Genomic DNA, 18,738 nt, shown 5'->3' on the forward strand with positions numbered 1-18,738 from the left:
GTCGTACGAATCTTGCGTTCGAAATGCTGGCCGACCGCCGCGTCCGCGTCCAGAGATTCGGGTTGACCTCGTGCGGCCATGGCCACTCCAGGACAGTGGCGGGGCTTCTTGACCAAGCCCCTATAAGGTCACGGACGCCCGCCCGGTCGCGTGCGAGGCGACTCCTCCGAGCGGATCGACAAATCCCGAACAAGGCGGTGGAGACACCGGTCAGTCGGTGGGTCGGACCCGCCGGAGAAGCCACGTCACATCCTCGCTGTCAGTCCTGCTTCCGATCGCCGGGAGCGCATGCGGAAAACCCCGGCGGCCGAGTGGGCCGCCGGGGTGCTGCGGAGGGAAGGAAAATACGTGTCAGTCGCGCGATGCGACGTCCAGCCAGCCGCGGGCCGCGGCCTCCACACCGGCTTGGAAGCGACTCTCGCAGTCGAGCCGCCGCATCAGGTCCGCAATCAGCCTGCGCAACGTCCTCGGCGAAACACCCAGGTCGCGGGCGATGACCTCGTCCTTGAGGCCCTTGGCCATGAGCCGCAGCAGGGCCTGTTCCCGGCTGGTCAGCCGATCGCTGCCGCTCGCCTCGTCCACCTCGCCGCCCCCCTCCATGACGCCTTCCACGGCCGGGGAGAGGGGGACGGCTTCATGGACCCAGAGGTGATCGAAGAACCGGACCAGGACCTCCGGGAAGGCGCCGGATTCCAGGCGGACGGCAGATCCTTCCTGTTCCATGGAAGGGGTCGACACCAGGGCCACCCGCCGGTCCGCAATGACGAGCCGGACAGGAAGTACCGCGGCAATTCGGACACTTGCCCCGGCGTTTTCCAGATCCCGAAGATGAGCCGGTCCGAACGAGGTGCGCAGCATTGCCGTCAGATGAATGGACCGCATGGCGATACCACGGTCCAGCAGTTTCTTGTTCCGAATACGGCCTTCCGCAAGCCGTTCCGGGGAGATCGGAATACCGGGGTGCATTCCGATCACCTCGGTACGGGCCAAACCTACGACCTCTTCCAGCGCGTGGGATATATCCGCCGGACCGTTCAGCACGGTCACCTGCGCCAGATCCGTCACGCCGACCCGCACAGCCGCCATTTGTTCGTCGATCGCCGAGAAAAGGCTCCGCGCGTGCTGCACTTCCGCGAAATGCCGTTCAAGAGACCGCTGTTGGGAGTCCAGCATTTCCCTGAGGGCCACTTCGGGTGAGACATGCCTTCCTCCGCCGGGCGTTGTCCCCACCGCGGCCGGGGGCGGAGGAACGGGGTCCTGGTGCACACCTGCGTAGTCCCGTTGGTACATGTCCGCTCCATCGTCGAGCCCCCAGCTCACGGCGTCAGCGACGTGATGCTCCCGCGGCCCGGCTGCTCCGCCATGCCCTGCATAACCATAAGGTTACGGTCATACATCCTCAAGTGGTCGTCTTGTCATACGAGATCGGAACGCGTCGCCCCGGATGCGACGGCCTCCGCTCCGTGTGCGGCGAGTCGCCAAAAGCGGGGGCCGCGCCTACCGTGCCCCTGCCGGGCGGACTTGGCTGCAACCTGTATGGCGATGCCGTAGAAACGGTCACTCTTCCGAGGGCGCAAGAAGAAAGCGGAGGAGATCCCCGGCACGCGTCACTTCACCTTTGAGGAGATCAACCTGCCCAGGGCGCAGGAGTATGGGCGCGTACACCTGCCTTCGGAGACGGAACTGGAGAACCGGACTCGGAAGCTGCTCGCCAAGACACGTGACGCGCGGTGTAGCGGGCCTTCGGGAGTGCGCTTCGATCGTGCGCCGGACGATGCGACAGAGAGGGCCTCGCCTGCGGCCCAGCACGATCGGCGAGGCGTAGCGGACCGTGTGGACCACGGCCTGCGGGCGGTCCACGTGCCGATTGGACGGGGCGGACAATACGCGGGCCCAAATGCGCCCCGGATTCGACCCGGATTCGACCCGGACAGTTTGTTCAGTGCGAAAACATGAGCTCTGACCTGCGGAAATAAAGAACAGCAGACGAGTCGGGCTGTACGCCGGGTTCTGTGCCCCGGTCCCTCGCGGGTGCCGGGGTGACGGCCATCCATCTAGGGCCGGTGTTGCCACCGGCCTCGTGCGGTCTACCCGGGGGCTCGGGCGGGCTGCCCTCGAACGTCCCCGCAGGGCCGCCTGTTACGGCGGCCCCTCTTGACCTTGCTCCGGGTGGGGTTTACCTAGCTGCCCAGGTCGCCCTGGGCACTGGTGGTCTCTTACACCACCGTTTCACCCTTACCGAGGACCGAGGTCCCCGGCGGTTTGCTTTCTGTGGCACTGTCCCGCGAGTCGCCTCGGGTGGCCGTTAGCCACCACCCTGCCCTGTGGAGCCCGGACGTTCCTCGGGAAGCCCCCCTGAAGGGACTCCACGCGGCCGTCCGCCCGGCTCGTCTGCCGTGTCGACCATGTTACCGGGCGCCGGCCTCGTCTCGTTCCGGCCGGGGGTCCGGGCCGCGGCGGAGCCACTGACGGGCGGGGCGGCCCCCGGGACTGCCCAGTACCGGGTCCGCCGACCCCTTCGGTGCCGAGGCCATCGTCGCCAGCACCGACCCCGCCAGGATCAGCGCGAAGGAGACCGCGATCGTCGCGGTGAAGCTCTCGTTGAGGAACAGCGCGCCCGCCGCCACCGCCACCGCCGGGTTGACGTACGTGATCACCGTCGAGCGGGTCGGGCCTATCTCCTTGATGAGTTCCAGGAAGGCGACGAAGGCCACCGCCGTGCACAGGACGCCCAGGGCGAGGAGGGAGAGGAGGGCGCCGGAGGAGGGCATCGAGGTGGGCCAGGTGGCCGCGGCCGCGGGGGCGTAGACGATCGTCGCCAGGGTCAGGCAGGGGGCTATGAGCTGCAGTGTCGGGACGTCCTTCAGGCGGCGGGCCGCTATCAGGGGCGCCGTCGCGTAGCCGATCACCGTCAGCAGGACCTCGCCCAGGGAGCGGGCGTCGCCGCCGGTGAGGTGGGGGACGGTCAGGACGCCCACGCCGGCCAGGCCGATCAGGAGGCCCGCGATCCGGCGGGCGCCCAGGTGTTCCGTGTCGCCGAAGTAGCGAGCCGCGACCACGCCCACGATCGGTACGCCCGCTATCAGCAGACCCGCCGTGGAGCTGGACAGGTGGCGTTCGGCGTCCGTGAGCGTGAACCAGGGGCCCATGATCTCTATGCACGCGAAGGCCAGCATCGGGCGCCAGTGGGTGCGGATCGTCAGCCACAGGCCTCCCTGGCGGATCGCCAGGGGGAGGAGGAGCAGGGCGCCCACCGCACAACGCGCGAACACCACCATCGACGGGGACACCTCGTCCACCGCCACCTTGATCATCAGATAGGGGATGCCCCAGATCACTCCCATGAGGGAGAAGAGGAACCAGCCTCGTGCAGTCATGCGCACAGCATCGGCGTCATGACCGTCCCGCGTCTTGAACGCTGTTGCGGTAGGCGGCGGGGGTCACGCCCAGCACCCGGCGGAACCAGCGGGTGAGGTGGGCCTGGTCCGCGAAGCCCACCAGGGTCGCGACCTCCGCCGGGCGCAGGCCCGAGTCCAGCAGGGCGCGGGCCCGGGTCACCCGGTACTGCGCCAGCCAGGCGTACGGCGGGACGCCCATCGTCGTACGGAAGGCCCGCAGGAGCTGGTAGCGGGACAGGCCTAGGTCGGCCGCAAGGTCGGCGAGTGAGGGTGGGGCGGTGAGTTCGTCGGCGAGTCTGTCTCGGACGAGGTGGGATATGTGCGGCGACCCGGGGACGTGGTCCGCCGCCGGGCGGGCCGTGGAGTGGCGGTGGGACAGGGCCGTCAGCAGCCAGGGGAGGCGGGATTCCGCTTCCAGCGGGTCGGGGCAGGTGGCCAGGTCGGTGTGGGCCTGGCGGAGGGCCGCGGCCAGTTCCGGGTCGTCCAGCACCGGGTCGCGGAAGTGCGGTGTGCCGGTGCCCAGGGTGCCCTCCGCCAGCAGGGACGGGTCCGCGTACAGGGCGCGGTAGGCGTAGCCCTCGGTCGGGGTGGCCGGGCCGCCGGTGTGCATCTCGCCGGGGGCCAGTACGACGATCGCGCCGGGGCCGTTGCGGATGTGGCCGCCCCGGTAGTCGATGATCTCGGAGCCGCCCACGCACACCCCGATCGTGAACTCGGCGTGCGCGTGCGGGGCGTAGATGTGGCGTTCGAAGTGCGCCGTCAGCAGGTCGAGCGGCGGCCCGCAGCGGCCCAGCCGAGCCCTCGTCCACCGTGCTTGTTCCGCCACCCTCGGCACCCCCTATGCGCTGACGGTGCAACGCCTTCAGGCACCCGTTTCATGCCCCATCCGCTCCAGCGCGTCGAACGCCGCCGCCATCCGCACCCGGTGGTCCTCCGCGATCTCCGGGAACGGCTCGCCCGCGAGCTGGCGCCGCACGGAGGCGACGCACACCGCCCGGTACGCGGCGACGGTCACGGCCGCCAGCAGCTCCGGGTCGGCCTGCCCGGCCTCGGCGAGCGCTCCGGCCAGCGCCCGCTCCACCTCCTCGGCCCCTTCCCGGGCGCGCGCCAGCAGCGCCGGCGAGGCGGCCACGACTGGCCAGAAGCCCTCGAACCCCTCCCCCAGCCCGCCCAGCGGGTGCCCCGCGTCGATGAACCGGAAGGCCAGCCGGCGCAGCGCCGTGAGCGGGGGCTCGCCGGGGGCGCGGTCCCGTACCGCCCCGGAGAAGGCCCGGACGGCCTCCGGGATGCGGTCGAGGAACAGGTCCTCCTTGCGCGGGAAGTAGTTGAAGACGGTCATCGCCGAGACGCCCGCCGCCCGCGCGACCTCGGCGACGGTCACCTGGTCGAAGCCGTGTTCCCGGAACATCACCGTCGCGACGTTCGAGATCCGCTGCCGCGTCTCCCGCTTCTTGCGCTCCCGCAGGGACTCCCCTGGCCTGCTCTCATCGATCACAAGGAAACTATAGCCGCTCGAAACTTTTAGTGACTACAGTGAAGTCATGACAGCAACAGCAACAGCAACAGAGCGCAAGAACGACATGGGCTACGACGTGGTGGTGGCCGGCGGTGGGCCCGTCGGGCTCTTCCTCGCCGGGGAGCTGCGGCTCGGCGGGGCGAGTGTGCTGGTCGTGGAGCGGCTGGCCGAGGTGGACGTGACCATCAAGGCGGGCGGCATCAACACGGCCGGCGCGGTGGCCCTCTACCGGCGGGGCATGCTGCCCGAGCTCGCGGAGGCCTGGGAGCGGAACCGGTGGCGGTTGCAGGCCTTCCTCGGGGACCGGGACCGCGGTGCCGAGGCGCCCCGGACTTCCCCGAAGGACGCGCCCCCGAAGGACGCGTCCCGTACACCCCCGAAGTTCGCCGGGCACTTCGCCGGGATCATGATGCGCGGTGACCTGTTCGACGGCTCCGACCCGGCCTTCGCCGACATCGGCCCCGCCGACCGGGTCGGCCTCGGTGTCCCGCAGGCCGACCTGGAGCGGATCCTGGCCGCCCGCGCCGAACGGCTCGGCGTCGAGGTCCGCCGGGGCGTGGAGCTGACCGGCTTCGACACCGACGACGACGGCGTCACCGTACGGCTGGGCGCCTCCGGGACGGTCCGGGCCGGCTGGCTCGTCGGCTGCGACGGCGGACGGAGCACCGTCCGCAAGCTCGCCGGGTTCGACTTCCCCGGTACCGAACCGGAGATCACCGGTTATCAGGCGGTCGTCGAGATGACCGGGGGCGAACGGCTGGGGAAGGGGTGGAACACCACCGACGTGGGGACGTACGTCAACGGGCCCTTCCCCGGCCGGATCCTCACCGTCGAGTTCGACGGGCCGCCCGCCGACCGCTCCGCGCCCATCACCGCCGAGGAGCTCCAGGCCGCCCTGCGCCGGGTGTCGGGGGTGCCCGAGGTGACCATCCACGAGGTGCACTCGTCGACCCGGTTCACCGACAACGCCCGGCAGGCGAGCACCTACCGCAGGGGCCGGGTGCTGCTCGCCGGGGACGCGGCGCACGTGCACTCGCCGTTCGGCGGACAGGGGCTCAACCTCGGGCTCGGCGACGCCATGAACCTCGGCTGGAAGCTGGCCGCCGTCGCACGCGGCCGGGCCCCTGAGGCCCTCCTGGACAGCTACACCGGCGAACGGCACCCGGTCGGTGCCTGGGTGCTGGACTGGACCCGCGCCCAGATCGCCGTGATGCGGCCCGACCGGCACGCCCGCGCCCTGCGCCGGGTGGTCACGGATCTCGCGCTGACGAAGGACGGGACGACGTACCTCGTCAAGCAGATCTCCGGTGTCTGGCAGCGCTACGAGCTGCCCGGCGAGCACCCGCTGACCGGGCGGAGCGCCCCTGACCTGGAGTTCTCCGACGGCACCCGGCTGGGCGACCGGCTGCACGGCGGCCGGGCGGTCCTGTTCGACCTCGCCGACGACCCCAAGCTGCGCGCCCGTGCGGAGGGGTACGGCGACCGGGTGGACGTGGTCGGCGCGGTCTGCCCCGGACGGCCGGAGCTGACCGGCCTCCTCGTCCGGCCCGACGGGTTCGTGGCCTGGGCCGCGGACGGGGACGACGACCGGGGAGACGACCTCGACGACGCTCTGGCCCGCTGGTTCGTCACCGCCTGAGCCCGCGGCCGCTCGGTTGACCTTGCCGCGACGTCAACGTCTGTACTGGTGTCATGCGGATCGGAGAACTCGCCGCCACCGTCGGCGTCACCACGCGCACGGTGCGGCACTACCACCACCTGGGCCTGCTGCCCGAGCCCGAGCGGCTCTCCAACGGCTACCGGGACTACACCCTCCGGCACGCCGTGGTCCTCGCCCGGATCCGGCGGCTGACCGAGCTGGGGCTCGGGCTCGCCGAGGTGCGGGACGTGCTCGCGGACGACGCCGGCAAGGATCTCGTCGAGGTGCTCACCGAACTCGACGAGGACCTGGCCCGGCAGGAGGCGGGGATCCGGGAGCGGCGGCAGCGGCTGCGGGCCCTGCTAAACGCGGGCGAGCTGCCCGCCGAGGGGCCCGTCTCGCCCGAACTGGCCGCGCTGTTCGCCGAGACGACCCCACGCCTCGCGGACTCCCCCATGGCCGCCAAGGACCGTGAGGTGTTCGCCCTGATCGAGACGGCGGCCGACCCGGCGCAGCGCGAGCGGCTGATGTCCCTGGCCGGTGCCATGGCCGGCTCGCCGCGGGCGACGGCCCGGGTGAACGAGGTGTACGCGCTCCTCGACGCGCTCGCCGACGCCGGCACCGACGATCCCCGGGTGGCCGAGGCCGCCCGGGCGATCGCCGACTGCATCCCCGCCGACCTGCTCCCGGAGCACGGCTTCGACCACGGGGACAGCTTCCTGCGCGCCCTCTACGCCGACCTCGCCCCGGCGCAGGCCGCCGCGATCCGCCGGGCGCTGGACATCGTCACCGAGGAGGGGCCGTGAAGACGGTGTACGCCGTGCTCCGGCACGAGCTGGGGCTGCTGGCGAGTCTGGTGCTGTGGGCCGCCCGGCGCACGAAGGGGACCGGGGAGCGCTTCGGGTACGCCCGGGGCCAGGGCGCCATGATGTTCGGGCTCGCGTTCGTGTGCGTGATCGAGACGGTCACCCTGTCGGTGCTGCTGCGCGACTGGCCGGCCGTGCACCGCGTGTTCCTGGTCCTGGACGTCTACACGGTCCTGTTCGTCGTCGGCCTGCACGCGGCCTCCGTGGTCCACCCGCACCTGCTGACCCCGGACGCCCTGCACGTCCGCAACGGCGTCCGGCTCGACCTGCGCATCCCACTGGACGCGATCAAGTCCGTACGGCACGAGACGCGTTACCAGCACGACCGAAACGCCGAAGGCCAACTCGACGTGCCGATCGGCTCCCAGACCTCGGTCGCCCTCGAACTGGCCGCGCCCCTCACCCACTTCACCCTGCTGGGCCGCCGCCGCGAGGTGAGCGTCGTGCGGTTCCACGCCGACGACGCCACCGGTCTCGTACGACAGCTCACGGCGGCACGGCAGCTCACGCGGGCGCGAACCGTACCTTCGCCGTCCCCGGATCGGCCTGGGTCAGCCGCACCGGCAACCGCTCGCCCAGCGGAAGAGGCGCGCCGCCCTCGATCCGGCCTATGACGGCGGGCTGCTGCAACAGCACCTTCCCCACGGTCGGCTGACGCGCCTCGACCTCCACCACACACCCGTCGAAGACCTCCCCGACGCGGTCCTTGAGCAGTGCCGCCTCGACGATGTCGACGCACTCCCGCTCCACCGTGCCCGCCCGCCGCGAGCCCTCGGCCATCTCCTTGGGGAGCAGGTCCAGCACCATCAGCACCCAGTCGGGCGGAGCCTCACCGGCGGCCGCCGCCAGGCACAGCTCCGAGGCGTAGCGGTCGGCGAGGCGGCGCAGCGGCGCGGTGCAGTGCGCGTAGGGGGCGGCCACGGCCGCGTGGGTGGTGATCGCGGGCAGCACGCCGTCCCGGAAGACCGTGTAGCCGGCGCCGCGCAGCAGCGTGGTGCACTCCTGGAGGAAGGCCGCGTGGCGGGGGCGGCGGGGGTTCAGGGAGCGGATCAGCGCGGCGTACGAGACATGGTGCGGCCAGTCGATGTGCAGGGCGGTGGCGGTACGGCGCAGCCGCGCGACGGCGCCGTCGGGGGCGGTGGGCAGGGTGCGCAGGACACCGGTGCCGTGGGCCAGCATCAGATCGGCGGCGGCCATGCCGGTGAGCAGGGAGATCTGGGCGTTCCAGGACTCGGCGGGCAGCGGGGCGCGGTAGCTGAGCCGGTAGGTGTGGTCGTACTCGACGATCTCCTGCTCGGGCACGTTGAGCGAGATGCCGCCGCGCTCCACCTCGAGCCGTTCGCGCGCCTCGCCGATCTCCTTGAGCAGGGCGAGGGGTTCTTCGGCGGTCCCCTCGTCGATGTGCCGCTGCACGCCCGCGTAGTCCAGCTTGGCCCGGCTGCGGACGAGCGACCGGCGGACGTCGGCGGTCAACGTGCGGCCCTGCTCGTCCAGGTCGATGGTCCACAGGACGGCCGGGCAGGTCTGGCCGGGGAGCAGGCTGGCCGCACCCTCGCTGAGCACGGCGGGGTGCAGCGGGACCCGCTCGTCGGGGAAGTAGAGCGTGTTCACACGGTGGTGTGCCTCGGAGTCCAGGTCGCCGCCGGGTACGACGAAGGCGGCGACGTCGGCGATGGCGTACCGGACGCGGTAGCCGCCGCGGCGCCGGGAGAGGTGCATCGCCTGGTCGAGGTCCTGGGCGGTGGGCGGGTCGATGGTGAGGAAGGGGAGGTCGGTCGCGTCGTGGGCGGGCACGGCCGGGTACCTGGCGGCACTCTCGGCCTCCGCGAGCACCTCGGGCCGGAAACCGTCCGGGATGCCGAGGTCGTCCCGGAGCGCGGCGAGCGCTGCCCGGAGGGGCGCCTCGGGGGCACCCTTGACGCGTATGTGGCGGCTGGGCATAGGACGAGCGTAGTCACATCGTGCCGGTCCGGCGCTCTACGCTGGCGCGAAGCGTCGATGAAGAACCTGATGGTCAAGAGGAGTACGTGTGCTGGTCCTGCTGCCGCCCTCGGAAGGCAAGGCGTCCTCGGGCCGTGGTGCCCCGCTGAAGCCTCTGTCGCTGTCCCTGCCGGGACTCGCGGACGCCCGCGAGGCCGTGCTCGCCGAACTGGTCGACCTGTGCGCCGGTGACGAGGAGAAGGCGCGCGAGGTCCTCGGGCTGAGCGAAGGGCTGCGCGGCGAGGTCGCCAAGAACGCGGAACTGCGGACGGCGGGCGCACGGCCGGCCGGGGAGATCTACACGGGAGTGCTGTACGACGCCCTGGGCCTGGCCTCCCTGGACACGGCGGCGAAGCGGCGGGCCGCGCGATCGCTGCTGGTGTTCTCGGGGCTGTGGGGCGCGGTCCGGGTGACGGACCGGATCCCCTCCTACCGCTGCTCGATGGGCGTGAGGCTGCCGGGGCTCGGTGCGCTGGGGGCGCACTGGCGGAAGCCGATGGCGGAGGTGCTGCCGGAGGCGGCCGGGGCGGGGCTGGTGCTGGATCTGCGGTCGGCGGCGTACGCGGCGGCGTGGAAGCCGAAGGGGGAGGTGGCCTCGCGGACGGCGACCGTGCGGGTGCTGCACGCGCCGACGCGGAAGGTGGTGAGCCACTTCAACAAGGCGACGAAGGGGCGGATCGTACGGAGCCTGCTGACCGCCGGGATCGCGCCGGGCGGTCCGGGTGAGCTGGTGGAGGCGTTGCGGGACCTGGGGTACGAGGTGGAGGTCGCGGCGCCGGGGAGGGCGGGGCAGGCCTGGGCACTGGACGTGTTGGTGGACGAGGTTCATTAGCCGTTGCGGCGAATCGGTGGACGAGGTTCATCAGTCATCGCGGCGCATTGCAGCATGCGCAACGACCTTTGCGCGGTGCGCATCACCCCGGCAGGATGTCGGCCATGCCCACCTCCGTGCTGGACCTCGCCCCCGTCGTCCCCGTCGTCGTGATCGAGGACGCCGGCGATGCCGTACCGCTCGCGCGGGCGCTGGTGGCCGGGGGGCTGCCCGCGATCGAGGTGACCCTGCGGACCCCGGCCGCGCTGGACGCGATCCGGGCGATCGCCGGTGCGGTGCCGGACGCGGTGGTCGGGGCGGGGACCGTGCTGACGCCCGGACAGGTCACGGAGTGTGTGGCGGCCGGGGCCCGGTTTCTCGTGAGCCCGGGGTGGACGGACGGGCTGCTGGGGGCGATGGCCGGGTCCGGGGTGCCGTTCCTGCCGGGCGTGTCGACCGCCTCGGAGGTGGTGGCGCTGCTCGAACGGGGGGTGCGGGAGATGAAGTTCTTCCCGGCGCAGGCCGCCGGCGGCACGGCCTACCTGAAGTCCCTCGCGGGTCCGCTCCCGCAGGCCCGCTTCTGCCCGACCGGCGGGATCGGCGCGGAGAACGCCCCGGAGTACCTCGCCCTGTCCAACGTCGGCTGCGTGGGCGGTACGTGGATGCTCCCGGCGGAGGCCGTGGCCGCCCGGGACTGGGCCCGCGTCGAGTCGCTGGCGCGGGCCGCGGCGGGCCTCAGGGACGCAGGTGGGACGTGTCGTTGAAGAGCCGTACGCTCGCGTTGCCGTCCGCGTAGTACGCCACCGCCGACAGGGAGGCCGCCGACAGTTCCATGCGGAACAGGGACTCCGCCGGGGCGCCGAGGGCGAGCCGCACGAACGTCTTGATCGGCGTGACGTGCGTGACCAGCAGGACCGTGCGGCCCGCGTAGGCCGCGACCAGCTTGTCCCGGGTGGCCGCGATGCGGGTCGCCGTCTCGGCGAAGCTCTCGCCGCCGCCGGTGGGGTGGGCCTCCGGGTCGGCGAGCCAGGCGTTCAGGTCGTCCGGGTAGCGCTCGCGGACCTCGCCGAAGGTGAGGCCCTCCCAGGCGCCGAAGTCGGTCTCCTTGAGCCCCTCCTCGATCGTGACGTCGAGGCCGAGGCGCTCGGCGACGGCTGCGGCGGTCTGCCGGGTGCGGGTGAGCGGGGAGGCGAGGATGACCTCGATCGTGCCGCGCCGGGCGAGGGTCTCGGCGGCGCGCCGCGCCTGCTCCTGGCCGACGTCGGAGAGGGCGGGGTCGGTGCCGCCGCTGCCGGAGAAGCGTTTCTGGGGGGTGAGGGGGGTCTCGCCGTGGCGGAGGAGGACGAAGGTGGCGGGGGCACCGAGGTCGGGGGCTGAGCTCCAGCCAGGGCTCGCTACACGGCTCGCGGCGCGGGTGTCGGCGGTAGTCCTGTCGGTGGTCACAGTGCCGGCCGGTGGGGGCTGGTCGCGCCCACGCGGCGGAGCCGCAAATGTCTCGGCCCCGCGCCCCTTACGGGGCGCTGCCGGTGCCGTCGGCGACTCCGCCCGGCCCGACCGCTCAGCCCGTGCGTCAAGCTCCGCCGTAGACCCCTCGGCCGACCACTGTTCGCCCCGCTTGCCCGCGTCCATCGCCTCGTTCGCCAGGCGGTCGGCGTGTTTGTTCTCGGCTCTCGGGATCCACTCGTAGGTCACCCGGTCCGCCGGGAACACCCGGGCCGCCTCTGTCGCCAGGGGCTTCATGTCGGGGTGTTTGATCTTCCAGCGGCCCGTCATCTGCTCGACGACCAGCTTGGAGTCCATACGGACGTGGACGACGGCGGCCGGATCGAGGTCGTGCGCCGCGCGCAGGCCCGCGAGGAGGCCGCGGTACTCGGCGACGTTGTTGGTGACGACGCCGAGGTACTCGGCCGCCTCCGCCAGCGTCTCGCCGGTCGCCGCGTCGATGACCACCGCGCCATAGCCGGCCGGCCCCGGGTTGCCCCGGGAACCGCCGTCCGCCTCGACGATGAACTCCCTTGCCACGTACGCCCCTTAGGTGTTCCTACAGACCCGACTCGGAGGTGCGCACCAGGATGCGGCGGCAGTTCTCGCAGCGCACCACCGTGTCGGGCGCGGCCGAGCGGATCTCGTTCAGCTCGGTGATGGCGAGCTCCTGACGGCAGCCCTGGCAGCTGCGCGCGTACAGCTTGGCCGCGCCGATGCCGCCCTGCTGCTCGCGCAGCTTGTCGTAGAGCTTCAGCAGGTCCGCCGGGACCGTGCCCGCGATGACCTCGCGCTCCTTGGTGACCGTGGCCGCCTCGGCCTCGAGCTCACCGGACGCGGCGTTGCGGCGGGCGGTGGCCTCGTCGATCCGGCCCTGGACGGCGCCGGTCCGCTCGGTCAGTTCGGCGACCCGCTCCTGGGCGGACTCGCGGCGTTCCATGACCTCCAGGACGACGTCCTCCAGGTCGCCCTGGCGCTTGGCGAGGGAGACGATCTCCTTCTGGAGGTTCTCCAGGTCCTTCGGGGAGGTGACCGCGCCGGAGTCCAGGCGCTGCTGGTCGCGGGCGGCGCGCTGGCGCACCTGGTCCACGTCCTGCTCGGCCTTGGTCTGCTCGCGGGCGGTGTCGCTCTCCTCGGTCTGCGCGGCCACGAGCAGGTCGCGCAGCTGGGTGAGGTCCTTCGTCAGCGAGTCGATCTCGGCGTGTTCGGGCAGCGACTTCCGCTTGTGCGCCAGCTGCTGGAGGCGGACGTCCAGGGCCTGGACGTCGAGGAGTCGGATCTGGTCGGCGGGCGCGGCGTTCAGTTGGGGGCTCCAAGGGAGGGGGAGTGGCTGGTCCAGGGGTCGGTGACCGTCTTGGAGACGTGCACGCGAAGGTCCCAGCCGTGGCGGTCGGAGATTTCGTCGAGCTGGGCTGCGGCCAGCTCGCACCAGGGCCATTCGGTGGCCCAGTGCGCCGCGTCGAGCAGCGCGAGGGGACTGTGGGCCACGGCTTCGGAGGCCGGGTGGTGGCGCAGGTCCGCCGTGAGGAAGGCGTCCACCCCGGCGGCGCGTACGACGTCGAAGAGGCTGTCGCCGCTGCCGCCGCTGACGGCGATCGTACGGACGATGGCGTCAGGGTCACCGGCGACGCGGATGCCCTGCGCGGTGGCGGGCAGCCGGGCGGCGGCCCGTTCGGCGAGGTCGCGGACGGTCACCGGGTGGTCGAGTTCGCAGACCCTGCCCAGGCCCCGGCGGCCTTCCGGGTCGGTGGGGTCCGGGACGAGGGGTCGTACCACCCGCAGGTCCAGGGCGCCCGCGAGCGCGTCGGAGACGCCCGGGTCGGCGGTGTCGGCGTTGGTGTGGGCGACGTGCAGCGCGATGTCGTTCTTGATGAGGGTGTGGACCACCCGGCCCTTGAAGTGGCTCGCCGCGACCGTCGTCGTACCGCGCAGGTAGAGGGGGTGGTGGGTGACCAGCAGGTCGGCGCCCAGCTTCACCGCCTCGTCGACGATGTCCCGCACCGGGTCGACGGCGAAGAGGACCCGGGTGACCTCCTGCTCGGGGTCGCCCACGACGGTGCCGACCGCGTCCCAGGACTCGGCCCGCGCGGCGGGCCACAGGTTCTCCAGCGCGGCAATGACTTCTGACAGACGGGGCACGGGGAAAGGCTACCTGCCTGTTCCCCGGGGCCGTACCTGCTCGCCCACGGGAGACAACGTCCAGCACACCCGTCCCCGTTTCCTCAGGCGAATCGCCGCGTGTGCACCCGTATGTGTGAAGCCGTCGGCTGCCTCTCCCCCGTCTGTGCGTGCGAAAACTAGCTTCGTTGCCGGAGGTGACCGAGCGATGACGGCCTGTGCGATCGAACCCTCGGCTGCGGACGAGGACGACAGCGCGCCGAGAGCGGGCTGCACCATCACGGCGGACGGGGCGTACGCGGCCCGGCTGACCCAGCAGGAAGGTTCCTGGTACCCGGAACGGTGGACGCTGGACGGCCCCGAGCCGTACGCCGTGCCGCTGCCCGGCAACCAGCCCGAGGAGCCGGGCACGGAGGTACAGCCGATGGGCGACGGGCGGGTGCTCATCCGCCGGCTGGTGGACGGGCGGCACCACTTCGCCCTGCTCTATCCGACCGGGCCCGGTACGGGTGAGCTGCCGCTGGGCGCGGTGGAGTGCCCGGACGCGGGAACCTCGCTGCGGCTGCTGCCACCCGCGCCGGGCGGCGGTGACGCCTACGCACTCGCCACCGGGCCGCGCTCCTCGGTGGTCTGGCTGGTGGCGGGCGGGACCTTCGGGCCGGAGCGGGTCGCGGTGGTTCCGGGGCGCTGTTCGGGCGGGGTCTGGCTGGACCGGGGCGGCCGGATGCTGGCCCTGGACCGGGAGCTGGGCGGGCGGACCAAGGCGGTGGTGGTCGATCTGGAGCGGGGCGGCGAGGTGTCGCCGCTGCTGCAGATCGCGGCGGACAGCGACGACCGGCTGCTGGTCGCCGACCCGGACAGCGGGCTGATCCTGGTCGGCTCGGACGCGCCCTCCCCCGGGCAGGAACGGTTGGGCTGGGGTGTCCTCGGCAGCACGCTGCCGGTGCGCTTCCCGGAGAGCCTGCGGCTGGCGGAGTGCGCGGTGACGCCGTTCGCGATCCAGCCGGGGCTGGTGCTGATGCCGGAGAGCTGCGGGGTGGCGCTGCGCATCGACGGTCCGTTCGGCAGCTGGGTCGGCGCCTGGCGGCCGAGGGCCCGCGGGGTGTGCCATCTCCCGGCGCCGCAGGGGTGGTTGGCCGGCGCCGGGTTGTGGACGCAGGACGGGGTGCTGCGGCTGCCGTACGCCACGGGGGAGGTCCCGTGCGGCGTGGCGGAGGTCGCGGTGCCCTGGGGGGATGCGGGGGAGCACGGGGGGCCGGGGGACGCGGGCCCGGCGGATCCGGTTCGGGACGGCACGGCTGCCGGGGCGTCGGGTACGCCCGGGGAGTCGGCGGAACCGGATCCTCCGGAGCCTGTCGTGGCCCGGCCGGTGCCCTTGCAACAGGCCCCGCTGGGGCGGCTCGTAACGAAGTAGAGACGGCTTGTAACGAAGTAGCACCGGTCGGCGTGCCTGCCTGGATTCGCCCTGTGGTGGGTTGGTTAAACTCGCCGCGCTGTAAGAAAGATCATGTTGACGGGGTGAATTCTTCCGATGAGCGACACCAGCACGTCTCAGCACCTGTCCGCCGACCTGCACGAGTCCGACAGCCACGGCAAGCACCGTGGTCCGGTCTCGGCCCAGGACGGCGAATCGGCCCCGAGCGGCCGGCACCGCAAGCCGGAGCCGGCCGAGACCGCGGCCTGACCGTACGTACAACAGCGGCTCCGCCCTCGTGGGGTGGGGCCGCTGTCGTCTGTGCCGCTACTGCCGCTACTGCCGCTTCAGCCCCAGCACCTCCGCCGCCGCGAAGGTCTCCCCCGGCGGCCGGTCGGCGTAGTGCGGGGTGAGCAGGGCGTTGAGTTCGTCGTAGCTGAAGGTGTCCTGCTTGCTGTCGAACCTGGCCTGGACCCGCGGGCGTTCGACGATCGCGACCATGCCGCCGTGCACGACCAGCAGCTGGCCGTTGATCCGCTCGGCGGCCGGGGAGGCCAGGTAGCCGACGAGCGGGGCGACGTGTTCGGGGGCGAGCGGGTCGAGGCCCTCGGCAGGCCGCTCGAACCCGGCGAAGACGTCCTCGGTCATCCGGGTGCGGGCGCGCGGGCAGATCACGTTGGCGGTCACGCCGTACTTGGCGAGGGCGAGGGCGGTGGAGGTGGTCAGGCCGACGATGCCGCCCTTCGCGGCCGCGTAGTTGGGCTGGCCCGCGGAACCGGCGAGGAAGGCCTCGGAGGAGGTGTTGACGATCCGGCCGTACACCCTCGCGCCACCAGCCGCCTTGGACCGCTCCCGCCAGTGCGCGGCCGCGAAGCGGGTGGTGTTGAAGTGGCCCTTGAGGTGGACCCGGATCACCGAGTCCCACTCGTCCTCGGTCATGGAGAAGACCATGCGGTCGCGCAGGATGCCGGCGTTGTTGACGAGGATGTCCAGCTTTCCGTAATGGGTTGTCGCCAGGGTGAGAAGGTCTCGCGCCTGTGAGAAGTCGGCGATGTCCCCGGTGTGGGCGACAGCCCGGCCGCCCGCGGCGCGGATCTCCTCGGCGACCTGCTCGGCGGGTCCCGTGGAGGCCGTCCCCGAGCCGTCCCGGCCCGGCTGGCCGAAGTCGTTGACGACGACGGCCGCGCCCAGCCGGGCCAGTTCGAGCGCCTCGGCCCGGCCGAGCCCCCGGCCCGCGCCGGTGACGATCGCGCTGAGCCCTTCGAGCGGCTTCTCCGGCAGCGATCCCTGCGGCAGCGACTTCTCCGGCATACGGCCGCCCCTCAGATCTCGATGCAGGTGCGCAGCGCGGTGCCGGTGCGCATCTGGTCCAGGGCCTCGTTGATCTCCGCCAGCGGCACCCGGTGGGTGATCAGTCCCTCCAGGTCGACGCGGCCGGCCCGCCACAGGGCGATCGTGCGCTCGTAGGAGGCGACCACGTCCCCGCCGCCGTACATCGACGGCAGGATCCGCTTCTCGTCGAAGAACAGCTCGAACATGTTGAGCTGGAGGAAGTCGTCCATGGCGCCGGCGCCGACGACCACGAGGGTGCCGCCGCGCCGGGTGTTCTCGTACGCGGTCCGGGCGGTGGCGGACCTGCCGACGACCTCGAAGACGTAGTCGAAGCCCTCGCCGGCGGTGACCTCCTGCTTGGCGCCGGGCAGTTCGTCGGGCGAGACCGCCTTCGTCGCCCCGAACCTGAGCGCCGACTCGCGCCGCGACTCGACCGGGTCGACGGCGACGATCTCGGCCGCCCCCTTGAGCCGCGCGCCCTGGATCGCCGAGATCCCGACCCCTCCGCACCCGATCACGGCGACCGACGAACCGGCCTCCACATCGGCCGTGTTGAGGGCCGCGCCGAGCCCGGTGGTGACGCCGCAGCCGATCAGCGCGGCGATGTCGAAGGGCACGTCGTCCGGGATCGGCACCGCGCACCCGGCGTCGACCACGACCTCCTCGGCGAAGGTGCCGGTGCCCGCGAAGCCGAAGACGTCACCGCCGGGGCGCCTGAAGTTGGGGGTGCCGGCGTTCATGAACCCGGCCAGGCACAGTTCGGTCTGCCCGCGCTTGCAGGCCGGACACGCCCCGCAGGCCGGCAGCCAGCAGACGACCACCCGGTCGCCCGGCTTCACCCGGGTGACGCCCTCCCCCACCTCCAGGACCTCGCCCGCGCCCTCGTGTCCCGGTACGAACGGGGCCGGCTGCGGCAGCACCCCGTTCATCGCCGACAGGTCCGAGTGGCACAGCCCGGTGGCGCGCACCCGTATCCGCACCCGGCCGGGGCCGAACCCGACCGCCTCGACGTCGTCGAGGACCTCAAGCTTCTCCTGGCCTGTCTCCTGCAGTACGGCTGCGCGCATGGTGCGGCTCTCCCCTCGACTGCGTTCCGGAACAACATGGATCAATCCGTCCCAACCCGGCTCAGGCTGGCTCAAGCTGGATCAGGAGTGTTCGACGATCGTGTCGGCGAGGACGGGCGCGTCGTCCCGCTCGACTGCACTGACGGCCACGCGGGCCCCCGCGTCGCCCCGCCACATGCGGATGCGCAGGGTCTCCCCCGGGTACACCACCCCGGCGAACCGCGTCGCGTACGACCGCACCCGGCTCACGTCCCCGCCGAGCAGCGTGTCCACGACCGCCTTGAGCGTCATGCCGTAGGTGCACAGCCCGTGCAGGATGGGCCGGTCGAAGCCGGCGAGCTTGGCGAACTCCGGGTCGGCGTGCAGCGGGTTGTAGTCGCCGGAGAGGCGGTAGAGCAGGGCCTGGTCCTCGCGGATCGGCCGCTCGACGGTCCGGTCGGGCTCACCGGCGGGCGGGTCGAGCCGGGTGGACGGGCCCCGGTCGCCGCCCCAGCCGCCCTCTCCCCGTACGAAGATCTGCGCGTCGTTGGTCCACAGCGGCCCGTCGGCGTCCGCGACCTCGGTGCGCATCACCAGGACGGCCGCCTTGCCCTTGTCGTACACGGCGGCGATCCGGCCGGTGGCGGTCGCCGTGCCCGCGACCGGGATGGGCCGGTGCAGGGTGAGGGACTGGCCGCCGTGCAGCACCTTGGCGAGGTCGACGTCGACGCCGGGCATGGACAGTCCGCTGATCACCCCGGGCGAGCCGGCGCCCGCGACGGTGGCGAAGCTGGGCAGCACGTGCAGCCGGGTCTCCAGGGTGTAGCGCAGTTCGTCAGGGTCGGTCGCCGGGCGGCCCGCGCCGATGCCGAGGTGGTAGAGCTGGACGTCCCGGCGCTCCCAGCGGATCTCCCCGGACCGGGGTTCGGCGGCGAGGGCCTTGGCTGCGTCGATGGGCATACGGCTCCTGAGGTGTCTCAAGACCTCGGCACGACCGTCCGCACCGTCGGCCGCACCGAGGTCGTCCACGGGGCGGGTCCAAGGGGGTGTCCCTAGAACGCGTTCCAGTCCAGCGCCCCTTGTATAGCCGAGCGCTCCACACTTGTGAAGGCTCCTGACACAGTGTCAGGTTCAGC

18 protein-coding genes and 1 other RNA gene are annotated in these 18,738 nt (G+C 72.2%); 7 read left to right on the forward strand and 12 right to left on the reverse strand.

The features are described 5' to 3' along the window. Nucleotides 1-351 precede the first annotated feature (351 nt). From ACZ5K7_RS06705 to ACZ5K7_RS06725, 5 genes are all read right to left on the reverse strand, one after another. On the reverse strand, nucleotides 352-1,173 hold the full coding sequence (locus tag ACZ5K7_RS06705; RefSeq protein ID WP_468911285.1) for a helix-turn-helix transcriptional regulator: 822 nt from the start codon (nucleotides 1,171-1,173) through the stop codon (nucleotides 352-354). An 810-nt stretch (nucleotides 1,174-1,983) separates the two neighbouring features. Further along, nucleotides 1,984-2,390: RNase P RNA component class A (rnpB, locus tag ACZ5K7_RS06710), an RNA gene on the reverse strand. Between the two features lie 18 nt (nucleotides 2,391-2,408). Then, nucleotides 2,409-3,377, reverse strand: a complete 969-nt coding sequence (locus ACZ5K7_RS06715) for a DMT family transporter (protein WP_468911288.1) — start codon at nucleotides 3,375-3,377, stop codon at nucleotides 2,409-2,411. 16 nt (nucleotides 3,378-3,393) lie between these two features. Further along, the gene (locus tag ACZ5K7_RS06720) at nucleotides 3,394-4,224 is read right to left on the reverse strand and encodes a helix-turn-helix transcriptional regulator (protein ID WP_468911291.1); all 831 of its coding nucleotides are present in this window, start codon (nucleotides 4,222-4,224) and stop codon (nucleotides 3,394-3,396) included. Nucleotides 4,225-4,260: 36 nt separating this feature from the next. Then, nucleotides 4,261-4,893 (reverse strand): TetR/AcrR family transcriptional regulator, encoded by a 633-nt coding sequence (locus ACZ5K7_RS06725; protein WP_468911294.1) that lies wholly within the window; start codon nucleotides 4,891-4,893, stop codon nucleotides 4,261-4,263. 46 nt (nucleotides 4,894-4,939) lie between these two features. Between ACZ5K7_RS06725 and ACZ5K7_RS06730 the strand changes: the two genes are divergently transcribed. The 3 genes from ACZ5K7_RS06730 to ACZ5K7_RS06740 are packed head-to-tail and all read left to right on the forward strand — an operon-like array spanning nucleotide 4,940 to nucleotide 8,033. Next, a complete protein-coding gene (locus ACZ5K7_RS06730; RefSeq protein WP_468911297.1) occupies nucleotides 4,940-6,553 on the forward strand; it encodes an FAD-dependent monooxygenase in 1,614 nt (537 codons plus the stop codon). Nucleotides 6,554-6,606: 53 nt separating this feature from the next. Next, entirely contained in the window at nucleotides 6,607-7,359 is a 753-nt protein-coding gene (locus ACZ5K7_RS06735; RefSeq protein ID WP_468911300.1) for a MerR family transcriptional regulator, read from the forward strand. Further along, nucleotides 7,356-8,033: a hypothetical protein gene (locus ACZ5K7_RS06740; protein WP_468911303.1), complete on the forward strand. Its 678-nt coding sequence runs from the start codon at nucleotides 7,356-7,358 to the stop codon at nucleotides 8,031-8,033. The genes ACZ5K7_RS06735 and ACZ5K7_RS06740 overlap by 4 nt, the downstream gene beginning before the upstream one ends. Here ACZ5K7_RS06740 and ACZ5K7_RS06745 read toward each other — a convergent pair. After that, nucleotides 7,924-9,360, reverse strand: coding sequence for an RNB domain-containing ribonuclease (locus ACZ5K7_RS06745; RefSeq protein ID WP_450971509.1), 1,437 nt, complete (start codon nucleotides 9,358-9,360; stop codon nucleotides 7,924-7,926). The two genes, ACZ5K7_RS06740 and ACZ5K7_RS06745, sit on opposite strands and share 110 nt — an antisense overlap. A gap of 88 nt (nucleotides 9,361-9,448) precedes the next feature. On the opposite strand from ACZ5K7_RS06745, the gene yaaA reads away from it, so the two are divergent. Both yaaA and eda read left to right on the forward strand, forming a co-directional pair. Next, complete coding sequence (yaaA, locus tag ACZ5K7_RS06750; RefSeq protein WP_351692405.1) at nucleotides 9,449-10,231, forward strand: peroxide stress protein YaaA; 783 nt, start codon at nucleotides 9,449-9,451, stop codon at nucleotides 10,229-10,231. A 95-nt stretch (nucleotides 10,232-10,326) separates the two neighbouring features. Next, nucleotides 10,327-10,974 (forward strand): bifunctional 4-hydroxy-2-oxoglutarate aldolase/2-dehydro-3-deoxy-phosphogluconate aldolase, encoded by a 648-nt coding sequence (gene eda / locus ACZ5K7_RS06755; protein WP_468911307.1) that lies wholly within the window; start codon nucleotides 10,327-10,329, stop codon nucleotides 10,972-10,974. On the opposite strand, the gene ACZ5K7_RS06760 is transcribed toward eda, so the two are convergent. From ACZ5K7_RS06760 to ACZ5K7_RS06770, 3 genes are read right to left on the reverse strand one after another with little or no spacing between them, the layout of a single operon-like run. After that, a complete protein-coding gene (locus ACZ5K7_RS06760; protein ID WP_468911310.1) occupies nucleotides 10,946-12,232 on the reverse strand; it encodes a bifunctional RNase H/acid phosphatase in 1,287 nt (428 codons plus the stop codon). The genes eda and ACZ5K7_RS06760 overlap by 29 nt on opposite strands. Nucleotides 12,233-12,251: 19 nt before the next feature. Beyond that, a complete protein-coding gene (locus ACZ5K7_RS06765; protein WP_351692877.1) occupies nucleotides 12,252-12,995 on the reverse strand; it encodes a zinc ribbon domain-containing protein in 744 nt (247 codons plus the stop codon). Next, complete coding sequence (locus ACZ5K7_RS06770; RefSeq protein ID WP_468911313.1) at nucleotides 12,992-13,831, reverse strand: Nif3-like dinuclear metal center hexameric protein; 840 nt, start codon at nucleotides 13,829-13,831, stop codon at nucleotides 12,992-12,994. Before ACZ5K7_RS06770 ends, ACZ5K7_RS06765 begins: the two co-directional genes overlap by 4 nt. A 187-nt stretch (nucleotides 13,832-14,018) precedes the next feature. Between ACZ5K7_RS06770 and ACZ5K7_RS06775 the strand changes: the two genes are divergently transcribed. Further along, a complete protein-coding gene (locus ACZ5K7_RS06775) occupies nucleotides 14,019-15,224 on the forward strand; it encodes a hypothetical protein (protein WP_468911316.1) in 1,206 nt (401 codons plus the stop codon). A 117-nt stretch (nucleotides 15,225-15,341) separates the two neighbouring features. Continuing rightward, a complete protein-coding gene (locus ACZ5K7_RS06780; protein ID WP_351692390.1) occupies nucleotides 15,342-15,494 on the forward strand; it encodes a hypothetical protein in 153 nt (50 codons plus the stop codon). 66 nt (nucleotides 15,495-15,560) lie between these two features. On the opposite strand, the gene ACZ5K7_RS06785 is transcribed toward ACZ5K7_RS06780, so the two are convergent. From ACZ5K7_RS06785 to ACZ5K7_RS06795, 3 genes are all read right to left on the reverse strand, one after another. Further along, the gene (locus tag ACZ5K7_RS06785) at nucleotides 15,561-16,535 is read right to left on the reverse strand and encodes a 3-oxoacyl-ACP reductase (RefSeq protein WP_468911318.1); all 975 of its coding nucleotides are present in this window, start codon (nucleotides 16,533-16,535) and stop codon (nucleotides 15,561-15,563) included. Nucleotides 16,536-16,546: 11 nt separating this feature from the next. Beyond that, entirely contained in the window at nucleotides 16,547-17,623 is a 1,077-nt protein-coding gene (locus ACZ5K7_RS06790; protein ID WP_468911320.1) for a Zn-dependent alcohol dehydrogenase, read from the reverse strand. An 81-nt stretch (nucleotides 17,624-17,704) separates the two neighbouring features. Then, on the reverse strand, nucleotides 17,705-18,562 hold the full coding sequence (locus ACZ5K7_RS06795) for a MaoC/PaaZ C-terminal domain-containing protein (RefSeq protein ID WP_351692381.1): 858 nt from the start codon (nucleotides 18,560-18,562) through the stop codon (nucleotides 17,705-17,707). Nucleotides 18,563-18,738: the final 176 nt, after the last annotated feature.

The organism is Streptomyces sp. NPDC031497 (genome assembly GCF_055580905.1).